This is a genomic window from Campylobacteraceae bacterium (assembly GCA_013215945.1).
Lineage (GTDB): Bacteria > Campylobacterota > Campylobacteria > Campylobacterales > Arcobacteraceae > NORP36.
In genome coordinates this window covers 1-21734 of sequence record JABSOM010000004.1, presented here as the reverse complement: position 1 = coordinate 21734, position 21734 = coordinate 1, and the positions used below count along the sequence as shown (strand labels likewise).

Annotated in this window: 14 protein-coding genes; 12 read left to right on the top strand and 2 right to left on the bottom strand. The window is 29.0% G+C overall.

Features of this window, described 5'->3' with window-relative positions:
- Positions 1–66 precede the first annotated feature (66 nt).
- The 6 genes from HRT41_05085 to HRT41_05060 all read left to right on the top strand — a co-directional run bounded on the left by HRT41_05085 (position 67) and on the right by HRT41_05060 (position 5330).
- On the top strand, positions 67–774 hold the full coding sequence (locus HRT41_05085; protein ID NQY23383.1) for a DUF445 domain-containing protein: 708 nt from the start codon (positions 67–69) through the stop codon (positions 772–774).
- A 6-nt stretch (positions 775–780) separates the two neighbouring features.
- Positions 781–1026: a hypothetical protein gene (locus tag HRT41_05080; GenBank protein NQY23382.1), complete on the top strand. Its 246-nt coding sequence runs from the start codon at positions 781–783 to the stop codon at positions 1024–1026.
- A gap of 66 nt (positions 1027–1092) precedes the next feature.
- Positions 1093–1722 carry a hypothetical protein gene (locus HRT41_05075; GenBank protein ID NQY23381.1) on the top strand — a complete coding sequence of 210 codons (630 nt, stop codon included), beginning with the start codon at positions 1093–1095 and terminating at the stop codon, positions 1720–1722.
- A 99-nt stretch (positions 1723–1821) separates the two neighbouring features.
- Positions 1822–2109: a hypothetical protein gene (locus tag HRT41_05070; GenBank protein ID NQY23380.1), complete on the top strand. Its 288-nt coding sequence runs from the start codon at positions 1822–1824 to the stop codon at positions 2107–2109.
- Positions 2109–5096, top strand: a complete 2988-nt coding sequence (locus HRT41_05065) for a DEAD/DEAH box helicase (GenBank protein NQY23379.1) — start codon at positions 2109–2111, stop codon at positions 5094–5096. The genes HRT41_05070 and HRT41_05065 overlap by 1 nt, the downstream gene beginning before the upstream one ends.
- Before the next feature lie 54 nt (positions 5097–5150).
- A complete protein-coding gene (locus HRT41_05060; protein ID NQY23378.1) occupies positions 5151–5330 on the top strand; it encodes an entericidin EcnAB in 180 nt (59 codons plus the stop codon).
- Position 5331: 1 nt separating this feature from the next.
- Here the strand turns inward: HRT41_05060 and HRT41_05055 are convergent, their stop codons facing one another.
- Complete coding sequence (locus HRT41_05055) at positions 5332–6753, bottom strand: multicopper oxidase domain-containing protein (GenBank protein NQY23377.1); 1422 nt, start codon at positions 6751–6753, stop codon at positions 5332–5334.
- A gap of 149 nt (positions 6754–6902) precedes the next feature.
- On the opposite strand from HRT41_05055, the gene HRT41_05050 reads away from it, so the two are divergent.
- Positions 6903–7316, top strand: a complete 414-nt coding sequence (locus tag HRT41_05050; GenBank protein NQY23376.1) for a VOC family protein — start codon at positions 6903–6905, stop codon at positions 7314–7316.
- Entirely contained in the window at positions 7313–8257 is a 945-nt protein-coding gene (locus tag HRT41_05045; GenBank protein ID NQY23375.1) for a glyoxylate/hydroxypyruvate reductase A, read from the top strand. Before HRT41_05050 ends, HRT41_05045 begins: the two co-directional genes overlap by 4 nt.
- An 11-nt stretch (positions 8258–8268) precedes the next feature.
- Here the strand turns inward: HRT41_05045 and fumC are convergent, their stop codons facing one another.
- On the bottom strand, positions 8269–9666 hold the full coding sequence (gene fumC, locus HRT41_05040; GenBank protein NQY23374.1) for a class II fumarate hydratase: 1398 nt from the start codon (positions 9664–9666) through the stop codon (positions 8269–8271).
- A 336-nt stretch (positions 9667–10002) separates the two neighbouring features.
- Here fumC and HRT41_05035 point away from each other — a divergent pair, with 336 nt between their 5' ends.
- The 4 genes from HRT41_05035 to HRT41_05020 are packed head-to-tail and all read left to right on the top strand — an operon-like array spanning position 10003 to position 21522.
- A complete protein-coding gene (locus tag HRT41_05035; GenBank protein ID NQY23373.1) occupies positions 10003–11631 on the top strand; it encodes a ShlB/FhaC/HecB family hemolysin secretion/activation protein in 1629 nt (542 codons plus the stop codon).
- 2 nt (positions 11632–11633) lie between these two features.
- The gene (locus HRT41_05030) at positions 11634–12623 is read left to right on the top strand and encodes a hypothetical protein (GenBank protein ID NQY23372.1); all 990 of its coding nucleotides are present in this window, start codon (positions 11634–11636) and stop codon (positions 12621–12623) included.
- Complete coding sequence (locus HRT41_05025; GenBank protein ID NQY23371.1) at positions 12620–20848, top strand: hemagglutinin repeat-containing protein; 8229 nt, start codon at positions 12620–12622, stop codon at positions 20846–20848. The genes HRT41_05030 and HRT41_05025 overlap by 4 nt, the downstream gene beginning before the upstream one ends.
- Complete coding sequence (locus tag HRT41_05020) at positions 20848–21522, top strand: hypothetical protein (protein NQY23370.1); 675 nt, start codon at positions 20848–20850, stop codon at positions 21520–21522. Before HRT41_05025 ends, HRT41_05020 begins: the two co-directional genes overlap by 1 nt.
- Positions 21523–21734 lie beyond the last annotated feature (212 nt).

Here is a 21734-nt window from a genome sequence, read left to right as displayed (position 1 = left end):
CTTGGAATTTTATTTATGCTAAAATTCTTCTAATAATTTAGACTCTAGTAGTCATAAGGATAGTTAATGAATAAATCGTTTTTAGCAAATGCTCTTGCTTTGGCTCTAATTTTTATTGGATTTTATTTGGATAATAATATTGTTTATATGGTGGGCTTATTTGCATTTTCTGGGGCAATTACAAATGCACTTGCTATTCATATGTTATTTGAGAAAGTTCCTTTTTTATATGGATCTGGTGTAGTTGAGAACAGATTTGAAGAGTTTAAAGTAGGAATTCATTCTTTAATGATGAATGAATTTTTTACTAAAGAGAATTTAAAACGTTTTTTTGAAGATGAAATCAATGAAAAAAAAGAAGTTTTTAATTTAGAAGGCGTTTTAGAAAAAACAGATTTAAGCCCTGCTTTTATTTCTTTGAAACAAGCAGTCGTTGAATCTTCTTTTGGTGGAATGTTGCAAATGTTGGGAGGAGAAGCCGCATTAGATCCTCTCAAAGAGCCCTTTATTGAGAAGTTGAAAATATCTATTATTGAAATTTCTAAAGAAAATTCTTTTCAAGAAGCTTTACATGCAAGTATATCTACAAAAGATATTAGTGATGATATTTACGAAAAAGTTTCTAATATTGTAAATAAACGTTTAGAAGAGTTAAGTCCCAAAATGGTTAAAGAAATCATTCAAAAAATGATAAAAGAACATTTGGGATGGTTAGTTGTTTGGGGTGCCGTTTTTGGTGGTTTAATTGGATTTATTACTACTTTAATTAAATAGTATCTTATGTATAAAGTTATGGTAACAAATCAATGTACTTGTTTTAAGAATAGTGATTTAAAAGTATCTAATGAATTTGAAGATGAATCAAGTGCAATTGATTTTGCCATAAAAATAAAAGATAAAATGAATGATGAATTTTGTTCTAAACATTCATTTGAGATTCTTAAATTTTTTGATATTTTAAATATTAGCTTTAAAAAATCTTTAGATAAAACACTTAAATGCTGCGGAAGTGGTTGTTGTAAATAATTGATACAATAAGAAAGAATAAGGCTTATTGTTCCTTAGTGTAAAACAGTAAAGAAAAGAGAAGTAATGAAGCTAGAAAAGCTAAAAAATTTAGAAGCAGTCTTTTTATCTTGTTATCCAAAAGGTTTTGAAGATGAGCATTTTTTCCCTACAATGAAAAAATTTAAACCTGAAAAATTGGAAGAGTTTGCAAAAGAAGCACTTAAAAAAGAGAACTTTTCAAATCCAAATTTAATTGTTGAGGCTTTTTTTAAAACAGTACAAAAATCAGTTATGGTTTCACTTTTTGATAAATTAAAATTAAAAGATGCGCTGTCCACGCTTACTTCTTATGAAAAAGACATGCTAAGTATTGAAATATACGAGCTTTTATATGGCAATCAAAAAGAGGGTTTTGAAGGTTTAGTAGAATTCTTAGCTCAATATAACTTAGCTAAATGGACTATTATTAGTATAGTACCTTATAGTATTAATAGACAAACGCAGTTTTTTATTAAACCAACAACAACAAAAATGATTATTAAGTATTTTGAATTAGAAGATGTCCAGTATAAACCAAAACCAAGTTATGAGTTTTATAGAAAATATACAAAACATTTAAAGAAAATGAAAACAAAAGTTCATAAATCTCTAAAATTTGATAACGCGGTTTTTACGGGCTTTTTAAAAATAGGAATTGAGCTTTGTGAAGAGTAGTTATTTACGCTTTCAACCCCATATTAAACGTTTTTTAACTACAATATGTTTAAAGAAAACAATGCTTTAAAGAGCACAACTATGTAATTTAGGATAAGAATGGAAGTATTAATATTATTAGATGTAAAAGACTTAAATAAAAAAGAGATTTTTGAAGCCTATATTAAAAAAGAAGGTTTTTTAGTTATTGAGGGCGATGAGTATGTTTATGGTGGTAGTTCAAGCACCACTGCTATGCAAACACAAGCATATATTTTAGCTACGTTTAAAGAGGCTTTGGATTTTAGTGAATTTTCAAGTTGTTCTATGGTTTTTTTACTGGATGAAACACCTTATCCTTCTTATTTATACAATAAAAGTACAAAAGAATTTGAAGTAGAAAAATAGTGAATAATCTATATCACTTTTTTTCCAATAAAAACGACTGTGAACTCTTAATTGTTAGTGATGACAAAGAAGCGCAAGTTGCAAAAGACATTCTTGAATTTAAAGGAAAAAAGCCTTTTGTATTAGCCGATTTCAGAGCCAATTATGGAGATGATTTACTGTCTTTTTCTGAAGAACTGCAGGTTATTACTAATGTTCTTCAAGATTATTATTCTTATAAAAAACAAAACAAAGTGCTTATTGTTCCTTTACGAACAGCTTCTTATGCCATGCCTAAAGAAAAGTGTTTTGATTCTTTTGAAATTGAATTCGCTTCTACCATTAATATAAAAGAATTAAAAAACAAACTCTTTAACTGGGGATATTATTTTGTAGATATTGTTACAAGTGAAGGCGAAGTCTCTATTAGAGGAGATATTATTGATATCTGTCCTTTAGGGGTAAGTAAGGGTTTTAGAGTTTCTTTATTTGATGATGAAGTAGAATCTATTAGATACTTTGATATAGAAGACCAAAAATCACTAAAAGAAGAATTGCCTTCTTTTTCTATCAGTCCAGCTTTTTTGGCCCTAAGTGAAGACGACTTAGATGCTTTAAATGAAGAAATACAAAAAATAGACAATGATGCGTTTATAAAAGATATTCATTCTTTGGGTTTTTGGTATTTAAATGATTTGGGAGAGTATTTACCTTCTAAATTAACTTCTTATGTTACGTATAATGCTTTGGATGAATTAGAAGAAGCCTATATCTTTGAAGCAAAAAGAATAGCTAAAGAGAAGTTTTTAACCCTTCCTAAAATCCCTAAAACAAATAATTACAAACATATTGAAGCTGCCAATGTAAAAGAATTTATTTCTTTTCACAGCGATAAAAAAATCACTATAATTTCAAGTTCTGAAGCTAAGATTAAAAGTCATGATTTGGATTTGAATGATAAAAATATTACTTATTCTTTTAATCCTTTTATTATTAATATTCTAAGTAATGATGAAGTTGTAATTTCATTAAACAAAGAAATAAAAAAACGAAGAAAAAAACGGGTTAAATTAGTACTAGATGAACTTAAAGTAGGCGATTTTGTAGTTCATGAAAGTCATGGAATAGGGCAATATACAGGTATTAAACCAGTAGTAGTAATGGGTTCTAAAAGAGATTTTGTTATTGTTAAGTATGCAGGCGAAGATATATTATTAATACCTGTTGAGAATATTGATTTAATTGACAGATATGTTGTAGATGGAAGTTCTTATGCTACGCTTGACAAACTTGGAAAAGGAAGTTTTGCTAAATTAAAAGACAAAGTAAGAGATAAACTTTTTGCCATTGCAAATGATATTATTAAACTAGCAGCGGCAAGAGAACTGATCAATGGAATTAAAATTCCAACCCCACATGAAGCGATTAAAAACTTTCAATTAAGTGCGGGTTTTGATTATACAAAAGATCAAACACGCTCAATTAATGAAATGTTTGAAGATTTATCCTCTGGTAGAGTAATGGACCGCTTATTATCAGGAGATGTTGGTTTTGGAAAAACAGAAGTTGCAATGAATGGTTTATTAAGCACACTTTTAAATAAGAATCAAGCGATTTTTGTTTGTCCTACAACGCTATTGTGTGCACAACATTATGTTGGTATAAAACAGAGGCTTTCTCCTTTAGGTTTTAGTGTAGAAAAACTGGATGGAAGAACATCTGCTAAAGATAAAACACGTATTAAAAAACTACTTGAATCAGGGGATATAGATTTAGTAATTGGTACTCATTCTCTCTTAGGAATAAAAGCTAAGAACTTAGGTCTTGTTATTATTGATGAAGAACATAAATTTGGGGTAAAACAAAAAGAAAAATTAAAAGAACTAAGAGATGATGTTCATATTTATTCTATGAGTGCAACCCCAATTCCAAGAACGCTAAATTTAGCATTATCAAAACTAAAAGGAATGAGCTCCCTTCTTACAGCACCAAGTGAACGAATTGGAGTTCGTACTTTTGTTAAAGAATTCTCAGACAAACTCATTAAAGAAATTGTTTTAAGAGAAAAAAGAAGAGGGGGACAAATCTTTTTTGTTCATAATAATATAGCTTCTATGCAAGCTAAAAAAGAAGACTTAGAAGATATTATTCCTAATATTAAAATAGAAATTATTCATTCAAAAATAAGCGCAGCGCAAAGTGAAAAAATCCTAGCAGATTTTACCGTAGGTAAATTTGACATATTATTAGCTACGTCTATTATTGAGTCAGGACTTCATTTGCCCAATGCAAATTCTATTATTATTGATGGAGCAGACAGATTTGGAATTGCAGATTTACATCAATTAAGAGGTCGTGTTGGGCGTGGACACAAAGAAGGTTTTTGTTATTTTTTAGTAGAAGATAAAAAAACTATTACACAAGATGCTATTAAAAGATTATTAGCACTGGAATCTAATTCTTATTTAGGAAGTGGAACTGCTTTAGCTCACCAAGATTTAGAAATAAGAGGGGGTGGAAATATTATTGGAGAAGCTCAAAGTGGACATATCAAACAAATAGGTTATGGTTTGTATCTTAAGATGTTAGAAGAGGCTCTTGCTAGTTTAGGAGGGGATAAAAAACCTACTAAAGAAAATGTTGATATTAAACTTTCAATCTCTGCTTTTATTTCAGGTGATTATATTGCAGAAGACCGAGTACGCTTAGAATTGTACAGACGTCTTTCAAAAGCTACATCTAAAGATGCAGTATATTTAATTCAAGATGAAATGGAAGATAGGTTTGGAAAACTTGATCTTCCAAGTAAACAATTTATTGAATTAATTATTATTAAAATAATGGCATTGAATTTAGATATTAAAACCATTATGTCTTATGAAATGAATATTACTTTTATAGATACTAATAATATTAAAACAACTATTAAATCTAAGAGCAGAGATGATGATGATTTGATTATTACAACACTTCAATATTTAAGAAAAAAAGAAAAAACAGCTGTATAAACTATGATTTTAAGCTTGGCTTTACTACACTAAAGAAAAAAATGAAGGATTGATATGAAAAGTATTTTATTTATAAGCATGGCTTTATTTCTTAGTATATCTTTAAGCTCTTGTGCAACGTGGAAGGGTATTAAAAAAGACAGTTCTTCCGCTTGGAAAAGTACAAAAGATAAGTCTGTAGAAATTTATGACTCGGTTAAAGATTCAGTAAGCAGTGAAGAAGAAGCAAAATAGCTTAAGCTTCTTCTACTGTAAATTGTCCCATCATTCCTGCATCTTCATGTTCCAGAATATGACAGTGATACATAAAAGGATATTCTTTACTTGCTTTATAATTAAACTGCACTAATAAATCAAGTGTTTCTTCCCCATAAACTACTACCGTATCTTTTAATGCAGTTTCATTAGGAAAAATACCCTTATTATTTCTTGAAAGTACTTTGAAACTACAACCATGAATATGAAAAGGGTGAGGCATTTCTTTATTGTTTTTAATACGCCAAATTTCTGTTTCTCCTAGAATTATTTTTTCATTAATATAAGACATATCCATTTGTTTACCATTAATTCCCATCCACATCATTCTCATATCCAATGAAAAGTGTCTAATTCTCAAAGCTTTTTCTTTTCTAATATTAGAGTATTCATGTATAGTAGTTAAGCGTGATGGTAAAATAAAATTCTGTTTGTTCTCATTTTTAATATTGATTTTTATTAAGGCTTTATTGCTTAAACCATCTCCTAGATAAATACTGGTATTTTTTAAGCTACTTAAATCAACTAGTATTTCTGCACGTTCGCCTGGGGCTAATAATAATTTCCTTATTTTTAAGGGTTTTTCTAAAAAACTGGCATCTCCTGCTATTTGGTAAAAGTCTTGTTTATTGGAAAAAACCAAAGAATAAAATCTGGCATTTGAACCATTTAATATTCTTAAGCGTATTGTTTTAGGAGAGACATCTACATAAGGCGCATTAACACCATTAACTAAAAAAACCTTTCCTTTAACTCCCATCATTTCATCATGCATTGAGTATTTGTAAACAAACTGGGCATTTTTATCAAAACGTCTGTCTTGTATTACTAGGGGTATATCATCTACTCCATATTCTTTTGGTAAATTTGCTTTTTTTGAGTCTTCATCTTCAATGATAAATAAACCAGCAAGGCCTTTATATGTTTGTGCTCCTGTTTTTTCATGAGTATGGGGATGGTACCAATAAGTAGCAGCTCGCTGTTGTATTTTAAAAGTAGTGCTCCAAGAAGTATTTTTTTTAATACTTCTATTTGGGCCTCCATCATTATGCCCTTCTAAGTGTAAACCATGCCAGTGAATTACACTTTCTTCTTTTAAAGAGTTTTTCACATTGATTTTAATGGTATCGTTTTTTTCTACTTTAATAGTTGGGCCTAAAAAATTACCATTAATGCCGTAAGTTTTGGTTTTAGCTCCTTGTAAAAAAGAGACTTCTCCTTCTTGTAAATTTAAATTAAATTCTTTTGTGCCATCTTTTAAAACACTGAATTTTGCAAGAGGAGGAATAAGAAGTGCTTGTGAAAATGTTTTATAAAAACGAACACTGTTCTTTTCTTTTGCATATAAGCTTGCAGATAAAGAAGATAAAATACCCAATTTGACAAAAATACGTCTTTTCATGATTTTCCTTTGATCAATTATATTTAAATTCTGTGTAAAAACTGTGCAAATATTATTTTTAAAGGTCAATATATAAATATAAAGTGCTAATGTCAATTTTTTTCTATACTTAAGGATAAAAATCCCTTATAGTAAATAAAAGGATATATATGAAATCAATTTTTCACTTAGCATATAATGTAAGAAACCTAGATGACGCAAGAGAGTTTTATGTCAATACTTTAGGCTGTAAAGAAGGAAGATCTGCAGCTACGTGGATAGACTTGGATTTTTTTGGACATCAATTGTCTTTACATATAGGAGAACCTTTTCTTACTAAAACAACAGGCAAAGTAGGAGAACATATTGTTCCTATGCCTCATTTAGGAATTATTCTTCAATACAAAGATTGGCAAAATTTAGCAAAAAAACTAGAAGAAAAAAAGACGAATTTTGTAATAAAACCAGTACTTCGTTTTGAAGGTTTACCAGGAGAACAATATACTATGTTTTTTAAAGATCCTTTTGGAAATCCAATTGAAGCAAAAGGTTTTAAGGATTTATCAAAAGTTTTTGATTCATGAAACATCTTATTGTTTTTGTATCTTCATTAGAGGAAGAAGTAAATATTTTGTGGTTAGAACACTTAAAACCTGTATTTAAAAACTATGAAATAGTTTTGTTCAAAGATTTAAAAGAAGAAAATTATAAGCAGATAGAAGTAGCTATTGTTGCTAATCCCAATGTTCAAGAATTACTAAATTTAAAAAACTTGAAATGGGTTCAAAGTTTATGGGCAGGGGTTGAAAAACTAGTGAATGAGATTGAGGCAACAGATTTTAATATATCACGAATGATTGATAAAAACATGAGTGACGTTATGAGTGATTCGGTTCTTGCTTGGAGCTTTTATCTATATAAAGATATGCCCTTGTATAAAAAACAGCAAAATCAAACTCTATGGATTGAACATGAGATAAAAGAAAAAAGTGAGATTACAATTACTGTTTTAGGACTTGGAGAATTAGGTCTTGCTTCTGCTTTAAAATTAAAATACAATGGTTTTAATGTAAAATCATGGAGTAGAAGTAAAAAAGAAATAGAAGGTATTTCTACTTATTGTGGAAATGATGCGTTGGAAGAGCTTTTAAAACAAAGCGATATTCTAATTTCTTTATTGCCCTTAAGCAAAGAAACAAAAAACTTATTCGATCAAAAAAAATTAAAACTATTAAAGAAAAATGCTTCTGTAATTAATTTTTCCAGAGCTGCTATTTTTGATTATAAAGCACTGGCTTTGTTGTTAGATAAAAAACATTTAAAACATGCGGTGTTAGATGTATTTGAAGAAGAACCCTTAGCTAAAGAATCTTTTTTATGGAAACATGAAGATATTACAATTTTGCCTCACATTTCAGCACCTACGAATAAAAAAACAGCTTCAAGAATTGCGTATGAGAATATAAATGAGTATTTTGTAAATAACAAAGAGCCTTTATTTGTGGATAAAAATAAAGGCTATTAGTTTATTAATACTTAGGCTTTTGCTGAGGTCATTTCTTTTGGTTTGATATATTTATCAAAATCTTCTGCACTTAAAAGATTTAAAGCTACCGCTTCTTCTTTTAGTGTTGTATTGTTTTTATGGGCAGTTTTAGCAATTAGGGCTGCATTTTCATATCCAATATAAGGATTTAAAGCTGTAACTAACATTAAAGACTCATTTAAATACTTATCAATATTTTTTTCATTGGCTTCAATACCAACTGCACATTTATCATTAAAGGCTTTCATTGTATCACTTAACAATCTAATGGATTGTAAGATATTATAAGCAATTACAGGTTTAAATACATTAAGCTCAAAGTTTCCTTGAGAAGCTGCAATAGATACACAAGTATGATTTCCCATAACTTGAACAGCTACCATAGTCATAGCTTCACTTTGTGTAGGATTAACTTTTCCTGGCATAATAGAAGAACCTGGCTCATTTGCAGGAATATTAAGCTCCCCAATTCCACATCTAGGGCCTGAACTTAACCATCTAATATCATTGGCTATTTTCATTAAATTGGCGGCTAGGGCATTTAATGCTCCACTTAAAACTACTTCTCCATCATGAGAAGTTAAAGCATGAAATTTATTAGGGTGAGATTTAAAAGTATAAGATGTTTTTGTAATGTCATTTAAAACAGCACTTACCAGAGGTGAAAAATCAGGATGAGAATTAAGACCAGTTCCAACAGCTGTTCCTCCAATTGCAAGCTCCAGGATATATTTAATAGCATCATCAATTTGACTTAAACCTTTATCTAACATATCAACATAAGCACTTAACATTTGTCCAAGGGTTAAAGGTGTTGCATCTTGCAAGTGAGTACGTCCAATTTTAACAACATTTTCAAATTCTTTTACTTTTGTCTCGAAAGTTGCTTTTAATAAATGAATAGAAGGAAGTAGGTTTTTTTCAATTTCTAATACAAAAGCTACTCTCATAGCAGTAGGATAAGTATCGTTTGAACTTTGACCTTTATTTACATCATCATTTGGATGAATGCTTTTTTTAACTCTAAAATCATCTCCTAAAATTTCACTGGCACGTGAAGATACAACTTCATTCATATTCATATTGGATTGTGTTCCAGAACCCGTTTGCCATACAACTAAAGGAAAGTTTTCATCAAGTTTTCCATCAATTACTTCATCACACGCTTGTGAAATTGCTTTACATTTAGTAGAATCTAAACGTTCTAATTTATTATTAACAATAGCGCAGGCTTTTTTTAAATAAGCAAAACCAATAACAACTTCTTTTGGCATTTTCTCATCGCCAATAGGAAAGTTTTCAATACTTCTTTGTGTTTGAGCTGCCCAGTACTTATTAATAGGTACTTGGATTTCTCCCATAGTATCTTTTTCTATTCTGTAATCCATTTTAAATCCTTAAATTAATGATATAGATTATCATTATTGTGTATATTCTTCGCTTAAATTTTCTAAATTCAAAAACATTTATCTTAATTATAAACTAAGTAAGAATCATAAAGATTTAAATTTTTATATTAGTTTGTAATTTTAGTAAATTTGTAATATCAATAATAATTATTAATAATTATTATTAATTTTATTAAAGTATTAGTTTCCCTTCTTTTTTATATTATTTTAATTTAAAAGAAGATTTTATCATTATTTAGAGAATATTTTGTGTAGATTAATGAGTAACTTTAACTACTATTATGATATAACTTTAAAAATTATTTAAAGTTGAGCATGAAAACACTATTACCATTTATATATTTATTGATTATTACGCCATTTATTTTGCCTGCAATTAGCACATTACCTGATATAGCAAAACAACAGAAAATATTAAATAATGAGAAAAAAGCTTTTGACAGAATTGAGAAACAAAAATCAAATCAAATTCTTCATTTTAAAATAGAAAAACCTATCCTAAGTGTAGAAGAAGATAAACATTGTTTCATTACAAAAGAAATTGAAGAAAATACATTAACACTATTATCAAAAGAAGAAAAAGACAGTGTTTTTTCCAAATATATACATAAATGTAATGGAATGAAGGGCCTGAAAAACTTAACAAATGAGCTAACATCTTTGTATATTAAAAAAGGATTCATTACTTCTAAAGTTTATTTAAAACCACAAAATATTTCTTCTGGTCTAGTGAAAATACACGCAATTGAAGGAAAGATTAGTGAGTTTTCAAATAAAGACTTAGAAATACAAATGGCATTTTTTTTACAAGAAAAAAAGAACCTAAATTTACGAGATCTTGAGATTGGTATAGAGAATCTAAACAGCTTGTCCTCAAATCATGCAAAATTAAAACTAAAGCCATCTTCTTCTATTGGAAGTACTATTATTGAGATTGAAAACAAAAAAACATCTCCCTTGAATGGGTATCTTATGTTTAATAACTATGGAGAGAAAAATACAGGAAAATACCAAGGGAGTGGAACGCTAAATGTTGATAATTTAGTTGGTTTTGGAGACAAGTTCTCTGTAGGTTTTAACAGCAGTAGTCATCATAATAAACAAGAATATTCAAAAGGAAATTCTTATGCTTATACTTTGGCACTGGGGCGGCTTCGTTATACATTTTCTTATTCTAAATCCAGATATTTGCAATTAATTAAAGCTTCATTCAATGAATATGAGGCCCATGGTTCAAGTAAAAACTATGACTTTGATTTAAACTATAAAGTGTTTCATAATCAAAATAACAAAATTAGTCTTGGTTTTTTTCTTAATGCTTATAAAAGTAAAAACTATATTGACGAAGCTACTATTGAAACATCCACTTATAATTTGTCAAAAGGCGGTTTTAACCTAAACTATCTGTATCAATCTTCTTCTTTTTATAATTCTCTTACTTTGTATTATACAAAAGGTTTGCATATGTTTAGTGATTTTAATCCAACTGATTTAGAAGAAATATTTGAAAAATACAGTCTGGATTATACCTTTAGTAAACAAATTGCTTCAATAAAATACAATTTAGATTTGCACCTTCAATACAGTAAAGATGCACTTTTTAGTAATAATCAAATAAGTATTGGAGGACCTTATAGTGTAAGAGGTTTTAAAGAAGAAGGATTAAGTGGAAATACGGGATATTACTACAGAAATGAATTTTCTTATAGGGGGAAAGAGAAGTGGTTTAAAAGTTTGACTTCTAATTATTATCTTGCAATTGATGGAGGATATATAAAAAATGAAGAAGATACTAATGGAGGAATCTTATTAGGAAATTCTTTTGGAGTTAAATTATCTCATAAAAATCTCTCCTTTGATTTTTCTTATTCTACTGCTTTGAAAAAAAATGATGTGGAAAATAATAAAAGTTTTTTAGCTGCGAATATGGTATATAGGTTTTAAGGATGAAAAAAATACTTTTGAGCATATTTATTATCTTATTTATTGGCATTTTATTTTACTTTAATCAAGACAGAACAAAAATATATCCTTTAGTACATAAGATAAAAGATTTAGACATATCTTTTATCTATGAAAAGGATAATTTAATTAAAGTAATATATAAGAACAAAACTCTTGAATATATTTTAAGTAAAGATCTTAAAATTACTGCAAAAAAAGTAAACAATAAAATCAAAGAAAAATACCTTTGGTTAGCTCACAATCAAATACATCTTGTATTAGATAAAAATGACAAAATTTTACAGAAATATAATTACAAAAATAAAAATGACATTTTAGCAAGTAGTATGGAAGTTAATGGAAAAGAATATTTTTTAATATATAACAAAATGAACAGTTTAAAACTGGTACTAGATGAAAATAGAAAAATTATTAAGATTCTTAAATATGATTCTTCTGGAAATATTACTTTAGATACGAATAAAGCTTTTAAAGTGATGTTTTCATATGGAGGAGGTTTCTATGATGAAGATACGGGACTCATACATTTCCAAGAAGGTATATATTTCCCAAAAGCATCTAAATGGATTAGCAAGATAAATGACTATGACATCATAGAAAACTTAAAACAACTAAACGAAACCAGCGAAAATGATGTGTATGAATGCTCCGCTACTTTAGATACCTATTACCACTCTTTTTTATGTACAAGCAATGAGTGTGGGGGTTTATATGCAAATGATTATTTAAACTATTTTAATGGTACGGGAGAAGTGATTAATAATTCAAGATATTTTAATCAATCAATTTGCAAAAAAGTTGCCCCTAAGTATAAAAACTCCGATGAATTGATCTTTTCACAATGTGTTAAAAAAAGAATCCAAGAAAGAAGTGAAAAATACTTTGATGCCCTTACTTATAACTGTCATGATGAAGTTGATAATACACTTGAAGAATGTTCAATAAAATCCCAAAAGAAAGAATCCCTATGAATGCAAAACAAATAGTATCTTTAATCTTAAGTTTTAACTTAATTTTTACAAACCTAATGTTAGCAGCCTCTATTGAAGTTGATAAAACGGCAGCTGCTAAAAATCAAGCAACTTTATTAAAGTCCTCCAGTGGAATACAAATAGTAGATATTGTAAATCCAAATTCAAAAGGGATGTCACACAATAAGTTTAAAACCTATAATGTAAATAAAAGTGGTTTAATTTTAAACAATTCAAAAGTAATTGTGAAAACGCAATTAGCTGGACAAATAGCATTTAATCCAAATCTTAAAAACAATGCAAGAGTTATATTAAATGAAGTAACAGGAACATCAAAAAGTTTGCTTAGAGGTTATACAGAAGTAGCAGGAAGCAGAGCAGATGTAATTGTTGCAAACCCTAATGGAATTACTATTAATGGAGGAGGTTTTATAAATACGAATAAAGTCACTTTAACCACAGGGCGTAGTAATTACTTAAATGGTTTTGTAAATGGTTTTACTGTGAACAAGGGCGATATTTTAATTGAAGGAGATGGTTTTAATGTGAGTGACATCAACAAAGTTGAACTTTATTCAAAAGCACTTATCTTAAATGCCAAGTTTTACGCAAAAGATTTAAAAGTAGTCACAGGAAGTAATAGCATTACTTTAGATGGAGTTATTAGCTCTAATGAAGTAAGTGGAAGTGGTATTTCAATTGATTCTTCAATTTTGGGTGGAATTTACGCAGACAGTATTGTGTTAATAAGTAATGATAAAGGAGTAGGGGTTACTTTACCTCCTGAAGTTATCGCTTCTAATAGTTTAATTTTAAATGCAGATGGAACAATAACTACCAAAAAAATCCAAGCTAAGAATAGTATAAAAATAGAATCAATATCGCAATCAGTACATGTAGAAGATAGTATTTTATCTGATGACATAAGTATAGATGCAAAAAATGAAATAGATATTAAAAAAGATGAAAATTTATCGATTGTATCCAACAATGAATTGTCATTACATTCAAAAACATTAAATAACAATGCTTTTGTAAAAGCAAAGGTTTTAAAAATACAAGCCGAAGATGTAAACAATCAAGGAACATTATTATCAGAAGAAAAAATGATAATAGAAGCCACTACTTTAAGAAACAGCGAAACCATCGAGAGTAAAGGAGAAGCTGAACTTTATATTAAGGACTTACTTGTAAATGACAAAATAATTTCTTCCGCTTCAAATTTAGTAATAGCAAAAAACGACAAAAATGAAAAATTAGAAAAACTTATCAATAACAATACTATTCATAGTGAAAAAAACCTAAATATTGATGCAAAAATACTAGAAAATGAGGGATATATTTATTCTGGATATGACAAAAATTTAGGGAATGTTGATAACTCAACAAAAGCAGAAATAAATGTTGACACTTTAACCAATAATGGTTTTATAACTGCAAATGATTTAAATATTACAGCTACAAAGGTTATAGACAATAAGGGTGCCTTATATTCAAGAAACAATTTACTTGTAAAAGCAAAAGAATTAAATAATTACGAAACTATTAGAAGTAATAAAGATATTGATTTATTAATTGAAAATAGTCTTAACAATGAAAATATGATTTATGCTGATGGTACTATAACACTAGCATCTAATGAAGCACGTGATAAGAAAAATACGATTAATAACACAGGCATCATTCAAGCAGAAGGAGATATCAATATTTTTGCAAAAGTATTAAATAATACTGCAAACGCTGTTGAAGTTACGAATACAAATACCAGTACCAGTAGAAAATCAGGAAGTGGAAACAACTATGATTTAATCACTAAAACAACAAAATCTCAAGTACTTAATATAAACACTCTTGACCCCTCTCTTATTTTAAGCGATGGAAATATAAACATAGATGTTGAAACATTAAATAACCTCTATTCTTTAATAGCATCAAATAAAGATATTACTTTAAATGCAAATACTGTGAATAATGTAGGAAAAGTAATCGTTTCAACTATTACAACAGTAACAAAAAAATACAGATCTGAAAGATATTGTTCTTGGGGTGGACCTTCAGGGTCTTGTTTTAAACATAAAAATCGAGCTGCCTATAGAGGTACTACTACATCAACGACTACTACAAAAACACCTATTGTAAACTTTGGAATACAAGCAAAAAATAGTATTTCTGGAAATGTTATTAATTTAAAGAATGTCAGTGATCAATTAGCTGGTTCTTTAAGTAATAGCGAAATAAGTACAAAACAAGCAGTTATTGATTTACTTTCAAATAGAAGCACTTCTTTGCAAGATTTGAATAAAGTTTTAGATACAAGTATTAGGGAAGCAATCTCTTTGATTAACTCTCAAGAAGATTTGGAAACACTTGCTTCAAATGTTGAAACACAAGAAGACTTAGATGTGTTTAAGAGTGATTTAAACTCATATAAAGATAATCTTGGTGCCATAATACAAAATGATGAAACAACAATTGTTTCTTTAGGTACAAGCTTAGAAGATATTAAAAACAATAATACATCAAATGTTTCTTTGGAAGATATAAACAGTATTGAAAACACAATAGAAAGTCTAAAAGAGAACATTGTTTTAAATAAAAAAAACTTAAGTGACTTCGAAAATCTTAATGATTTGATTTTAACAGTAGAAGATGTAGCAAACAACAAACAAAGTCTCATTGATATTGAAGACAGTATTAAAACTATTTATACTTCTAATGAAGAGAGTTTAACAAGTCTTGGAAACAAGGGAAATATTACAAATATAGTAAGCTCACTTGAAAGTAGGGAAAATACACTGAGAGATGAGGTAAATTTAGCTCTTAGTTTACAAAGTGATATCAAATACAAAATAATTTCAAAAGACGAAGGTTTGTATCAAACGAATTCTTCGACATCAACAAAAACAGTAGATGATGCAATTAAAAGTGATCCAAGTGCTGCTATTAATGAAATCTTTGTACCAAGTTCTAAGTTTGGAATTTTTGTAAAAATTACTAAACCTGGACATAAGTTCTTAATAGAATCCAATCCTCTTTTTACAAACTATAAAATATTTTTAAGCTCAAACTATATGCTTTCGAAATTGAATTTAGACCCAGAAAAAATAATAAAAAGACTGGGTGATGCAATGTATGAAACGAATTTTGTAAGAGATTCTATCATTAAAGCAACGGGAAGTAGATTCTTGAGTGGTTTTTCTTCTGATATCTCACAGTTTCAAGCCTTGATGGATAATGCAATTTTAGAAGAAAAGAATTTGAATTTATCTTTTGGTGTTTCCTTATCAAAAGAGCAAGTTGCTTTGTTAGATAACAATATTGTTTGGTTAGAAGAAAAAATGGTAGCTGGTGAGCTTGTTTTAGTTCCACAAGTGTATTTAGCAACAAATGTAAAAACAGCAGACGGTGTTAAATTAGAAGCTACAAACATAGCATTAAATATAGAAGAAACACTTATCAATGATTCAAAAATATCAGCAAGTGAAGAAATAAACATAAATGCAAGAGATATTACAAATCAAGCAGGGATAATAAAAGCAAATAAAGACATTAACTTAAAAGCCAGTAATGCAATAAACAATATAAGTGGAAAAATCATAAGTGAGGAAAATATCACTTTAGAAGCTAAAATGATTAATATTCTAAGAGCTTCTAGTAAGGTAACAAATAAGTATGCACAAGGAGAAGAAAATCTAAGCTTAAAAGGACAAGAGTCTTTTATTCAAGCCAAAGGAAATATTGAATTAAAAGCGAATAATGATATTAATATTGTTTCTTCAAAGCTTACAGCAGATGAAAATATAGATTTAGGTTCCAAAGATGGAAATATTAATATTTCATCTTTGGAATCAGTAGAAGATTATTCTTTCAAATTCTCAAATGGTTATAGTAAGGGTAAAAGCATTAAGAATTTAGCTTCAAGCATAGAAGCTAAAAATATTAATTTAGACGCCAATAACTTAGTAATAAAATCCTCAAAACTAAGTGCTAAAGAAACTATTTCACTTGAAGGTGTAAAAGATATAAATATTTTAGCGGCGAATGATTTAGAATACACCGACACAAAGATAAAAACATCAAGTGGTTTTATGGGGTCAAAAACTACAAGAGATATGAACTATAAAGAAACTGTAGTATCAAGTAAACTTGATGCTACAAATATTATTATGAGCAGTGATCAAAATATTGTTTTGGAAGCTGCTAATTTAAAAGCACAAGAAACTATAAAAATCGATGCTAAAAAAGACATCATAATTTCTGCAAAAGAGTATAAAGAAGGAAGTCTGCATGAGGTAAGTAAATCTTCATGGGGTGGACTTAAAAAGAGCTATGCTTTAGATAAACACGATGCTCTTAAATTAAATGAAGCTAATTTAAAAGCGCAAGCAAAAAATATAGAATTAACATCAGGAAATGATATAAATATTCTAGCTTCAAATCTTGATGCAGCACAAGACCTCAAAATCACTGCTTTAAATGAAGTAAATGTATTAGCGGGAGAAGAATTAGAAGCCAATAAAAAAATAAGAGAAAAAAGCAGTTTTAATATCTTAGGTTTATTAAACATCATTCCAGGTGTTGATATGGGACCTATTTATTCTCAAGAAATAGACAAGAATGAAAAATACGATGCAAAAATTAAATCTTCTTCACTTACTGCTGGTTCAAATATTAGTATAGATTCAGGTAGTACAAAAATCGTAGCTTCCAATTTAAGTGCTAATGATGATGTAAAAATTTTAGCAGATACGGGAAAAATTGAAATTTTAAGTGGAAAAGAAAAACTGGATGTTTCAACGTTACAAAAGAAAATCGAAATTAAAATATCTAATATCATGGATATGGTAAGTAGCCTTTTTGAACAAGCAGGAGATACTGAAAATACAAAAATTAAAATCAATCTTGCTTCTGCTACTTATGATAAAGAAGCAGAAGTTACAAGTCAAAGCACAAATATAAAATCAAATATCACTTCAAAAGATGCGAATATTGTATTAGATGCTACGGATGATGTAAATATAGTTGCCAGTAATTTAAGTGCAGGTGAAACTATAGCTATTAAATCAGAAGTTGGAAATATCAATATCATTGAAGATGTTGATACAAAGAAAATAAGCAAAAAAGAAACCCATGCAAAAGCTGAAATAAACCTAACCATTCAAAATGAATATGCAGAAATAGCAACAGCTGCAAAAGCATTAATTGAATCAAAAAAACAACTCTCAAAAGTAAAAAAAGATTATTCAAACTATAAAAAAGAAGTAAAAAAACTAAACAATATTCTTAGTAATTTAAAACAAGAATATAAAAATAAAGCAGTAGGAATTGATAAAGACGATATTTCAGACTTAATTGATTTATTAGATGATTTAAACGATGACAAAAAATTCTATACCATGGCAATAGCTGCGGCTGCTGTAGATGTAACAACAAAAGCCTTAGGCGTTGCTAAACAAATGGCAACAGCTGCTCAAAGTTCAGGAACTTATGGTTTTTCAGCTGGTTTATCTTTTGATTTAGAAGGTTCAAAAACAAAATCAGAAGATGAAAATATAAAAAGCATAGCTTCCCAATTAAAAGCTAAAAATATTGTTCTCATTACAGATAAAGACAGTAATACAAATGTAAATATAAGTGGCTCAAATATTGTTGCCCAAGAAAATATAGTTATTGAAACAAAGGATTTATTCGTAAGTTCTTCTACGGATACTACTCAAAATAAAAAAGAAACAAAAGATATTTCAGGTTCTGTTTCTATGACTATGTATGGAGCATCTTCTGGACCTACAATAAGCTTAGGATTTGGAAAACAAAACAATGAGAGTGATAGTTTAAAACATAATAACTCACAACTAAAAGCAAAGAATATTACTATTGAAGCAAAAAATGATGCCATCTTTGAAGGCGCAAATATAGATGCTAATGAAGCTTTAGTAGTAAATGTAGGAAATGACTTAGTTTTAAAATCACAAAGAAACCAAAGCAGCTCAAACTCAAAAGGTTTTAATGTTAGTGCGAGTATGTCTTTAGGAGCTAGTAGTAGTGATGCAGGACAAGATGCAAGCGGAAATTCTACTGTGGCTTCAAGAACAACAGCTAATCAACAAGTAGGTGCAAGAACAGGAAATGGTGAAGTCTCAGGAGGAAATGCTTCTTATGGTGTAAATCAAGGAAGAACAAAAACAAAACAAACCGTATTATCAACGCTGACAGGAAATACTGTAGATATAAATGTAGGAAACAATACTCATATCAAAGGCTCCCTAATAGCAGCAGGTTTGTTTGATAAAAACAATACCTTTGCAGACAATGAAAACCTTAATCTAAATACAAAAACACTAAGTTATGAAAACTCATCCAATACTACTTTTAATTCAGGCCAAGGTGTGACTGTAGGAGCAGGAGATTCAACTGTCTCTTTAAAACTAAACAATGAATTAGGCTTTTCAAAAACAAAATCTCTAGCAACCTTAGGAAAGGGAAATATTCAAATCTCTGATAAAGAAAACTCAGATGATTTAAGTGCTTTAAATACAGATACGTCGAAGTTGGTAAAAGATTTATATAAAAGCTCAACTGGTGTTAAAGTTGATGCTACTTTGGATACTAGAATATTAAGTGAAGAGGGACGTGCTAGTATACAAGAAGATTTTGAAAGAAGTAGTCGATTGCTTCAAGCTATAGGTGATGTAGCCACAAAAGACTCTATTATATTAGGAGATACCTTTGATCATATACTTGATGTGCAAAAAGATCTTGATGTACAAAAAGAACTTTCATTAAAAGATAATGGGAAACTTATTGCCATTCTTGATGATAAAAATAGAGATAAATATACTCAAAAAGAAAGAGATTCTGCAATAAATGAATATGCTCAAATTTATGCAAAACATTATGAAATTAGTATAGAAAATGCAAAAAGTGCAATAATATCTGATAAGTATGGCGCAGTGTATGCAACTCAAGATAATAGTAGCTCAAAAATATTCATAGACGATGTTAAAAATAAAGGAGCCCTAGACACTGCAAATGTTATGGGGCATGAAATAGCTCATGTAAGAATAAATCAAGGACAAACAAGAGAAAGAACAGGAGATTTAGCAGAAGAATATGGAGATACTTTTGGAAAGTATTCTTCTGAAGGTATGGAGTTTAGCTCAGAAACATACAACAATGTAAATTTAAATACTAATCCCTCCTCAAAACCAATTATAAGAACAACCCAAGCAGTTGATACCTTAGTAGATAATACAAAAGATTACTTCAATGATAAAGCAAAAGCCGATGTAAGTAATGGAAAAATGGATGACAGTGTAATCCCAGGAGCAGCTTATATAAGGTGGCTTGCGCTTGGAGGAAAAGTATCTGTAAGTGAACTACTTAATCAAGAAGCTAGACAAGATATACGAATTGTAGAATTAACAGGAAAAAAACTTTTTAACCAAGGTAAAGAAGTTATAGAGATGGCTAAAAATCTACCCAAAACAATAGCCTTTTTATATGATCACCCAGAAGAGATTAAAAAACTTCCAAGTTTCTTACAAGAAGCTATAGTACAGTATATAAAACAACTAGGAGACAATGCAAAAGATATAGGAAAAGGATTACTCACAAATAATTCCAAAGCAATAGAATCTCAAGCCCAAGCAGAAGCAAGTTTAATAGCAGATTTGGCAACTACAATTGCAGGTGCTGGTATTGGTAAGTTAGCTGTTGTGGGTGGGAAGGTTGTTGTTGGAAAATCTGTTCTAATAGCTAAAAAATTCGAAATTTCTAAAGTACATATAGAAGCAAAAAAAACAAACTTTAAAGATGGAAATGGAAAATGGATATATCCAAATAATAAAAAAGATTTCGATGCAATTCCTGGAACTATTAAAGATAATACTTTACAAAAAGGAGATATACTTGTACGGTATGTTAATAAAGATTCTTTAAAACACTATGATGGTGAGTATAACTTAGCTAATGATAAAAATGGTACATATACAACAAAACCAGGCGAAAGCTGGGAGAGTTTATCTCTTCCAGGTAAAAAAGAGGATTATGTAGCTTATAAAATAGAAGTCTTAGAAGATATACCCACAAAACAGAGTTTAGTTAGTCCTTGGTTTGATCAAGTTGGTGGTGGAGTTCAGAATAAGTTTGATAAGAGTATTTCTGAGTTGGCGAAAGTATCACTTACTGAAACCCCTAAATTAAAGTTAATAGGAGAATATAAATAATGGGCATTGTAGAAAAATATAATTTAGGTGATTCGAAAGGCATATTAGTCAAAAGTTTAGAATGTGATTGGAAATCTTACGATACTATTGAATTAGTTAATGAAAAAGAAGATGAACTTTATGTAAATGAGAATGGGAAATTAACTCATGTATCTACAAAAGGTAGAGGGTATAGTATACTATGGCTCTTCCTAAAAAAATACAGAAAACACCCAGAACTACTACCTAGAAATCTAAAACATGATTATCCCAGTAAGAGGTCTTCAGCAGAGATATATGAATCAATGAAATTCATGGTAAAACCACCAATGAAAAATTTTAAAGAATTTAAAGAAAGGCTACTTTTAGCCACAAAAGAGTTATCAGAAATAAAAAAAAGAAAATATATTACTAGATATGGAGAGATGCTTGTTTTTATAAATAAGAAAGAAGATTGTGGAAGTGGAATAAATATATATGGAGAACTTATTCCTATTTTAAAAGAAGAAAATGAAACCTACTGGGAAAGAGCAGTGCTCTTTGATAAAGAAAAAAAGATATTTGAATATTGGATATTTCCTGAAAGAACAAATGACACTCCAGATAAAAGTAATTGGGAATTACATATAAAATTTTATGAAGAACAGTACCTTTATGAATATTTATTGAATAGTGAGATAGATGCTGTTATGTAACTCTGGAATGCTAAGCTAAAAATTTCCTTTACAACGACAAAATAGGCACATTGGATATGGGTTTATCAAGATGATAATAAATCTCGTAAGCCAAGAAATTGGGTGATAAACAAAGAAGATATACAAATACAAATATAAATATAAGTGGCTCAAATATTGTTGCCCAAGAAAATATAGTTATTGAAACAAAGGATTTATTCGTAAGTTCTTCT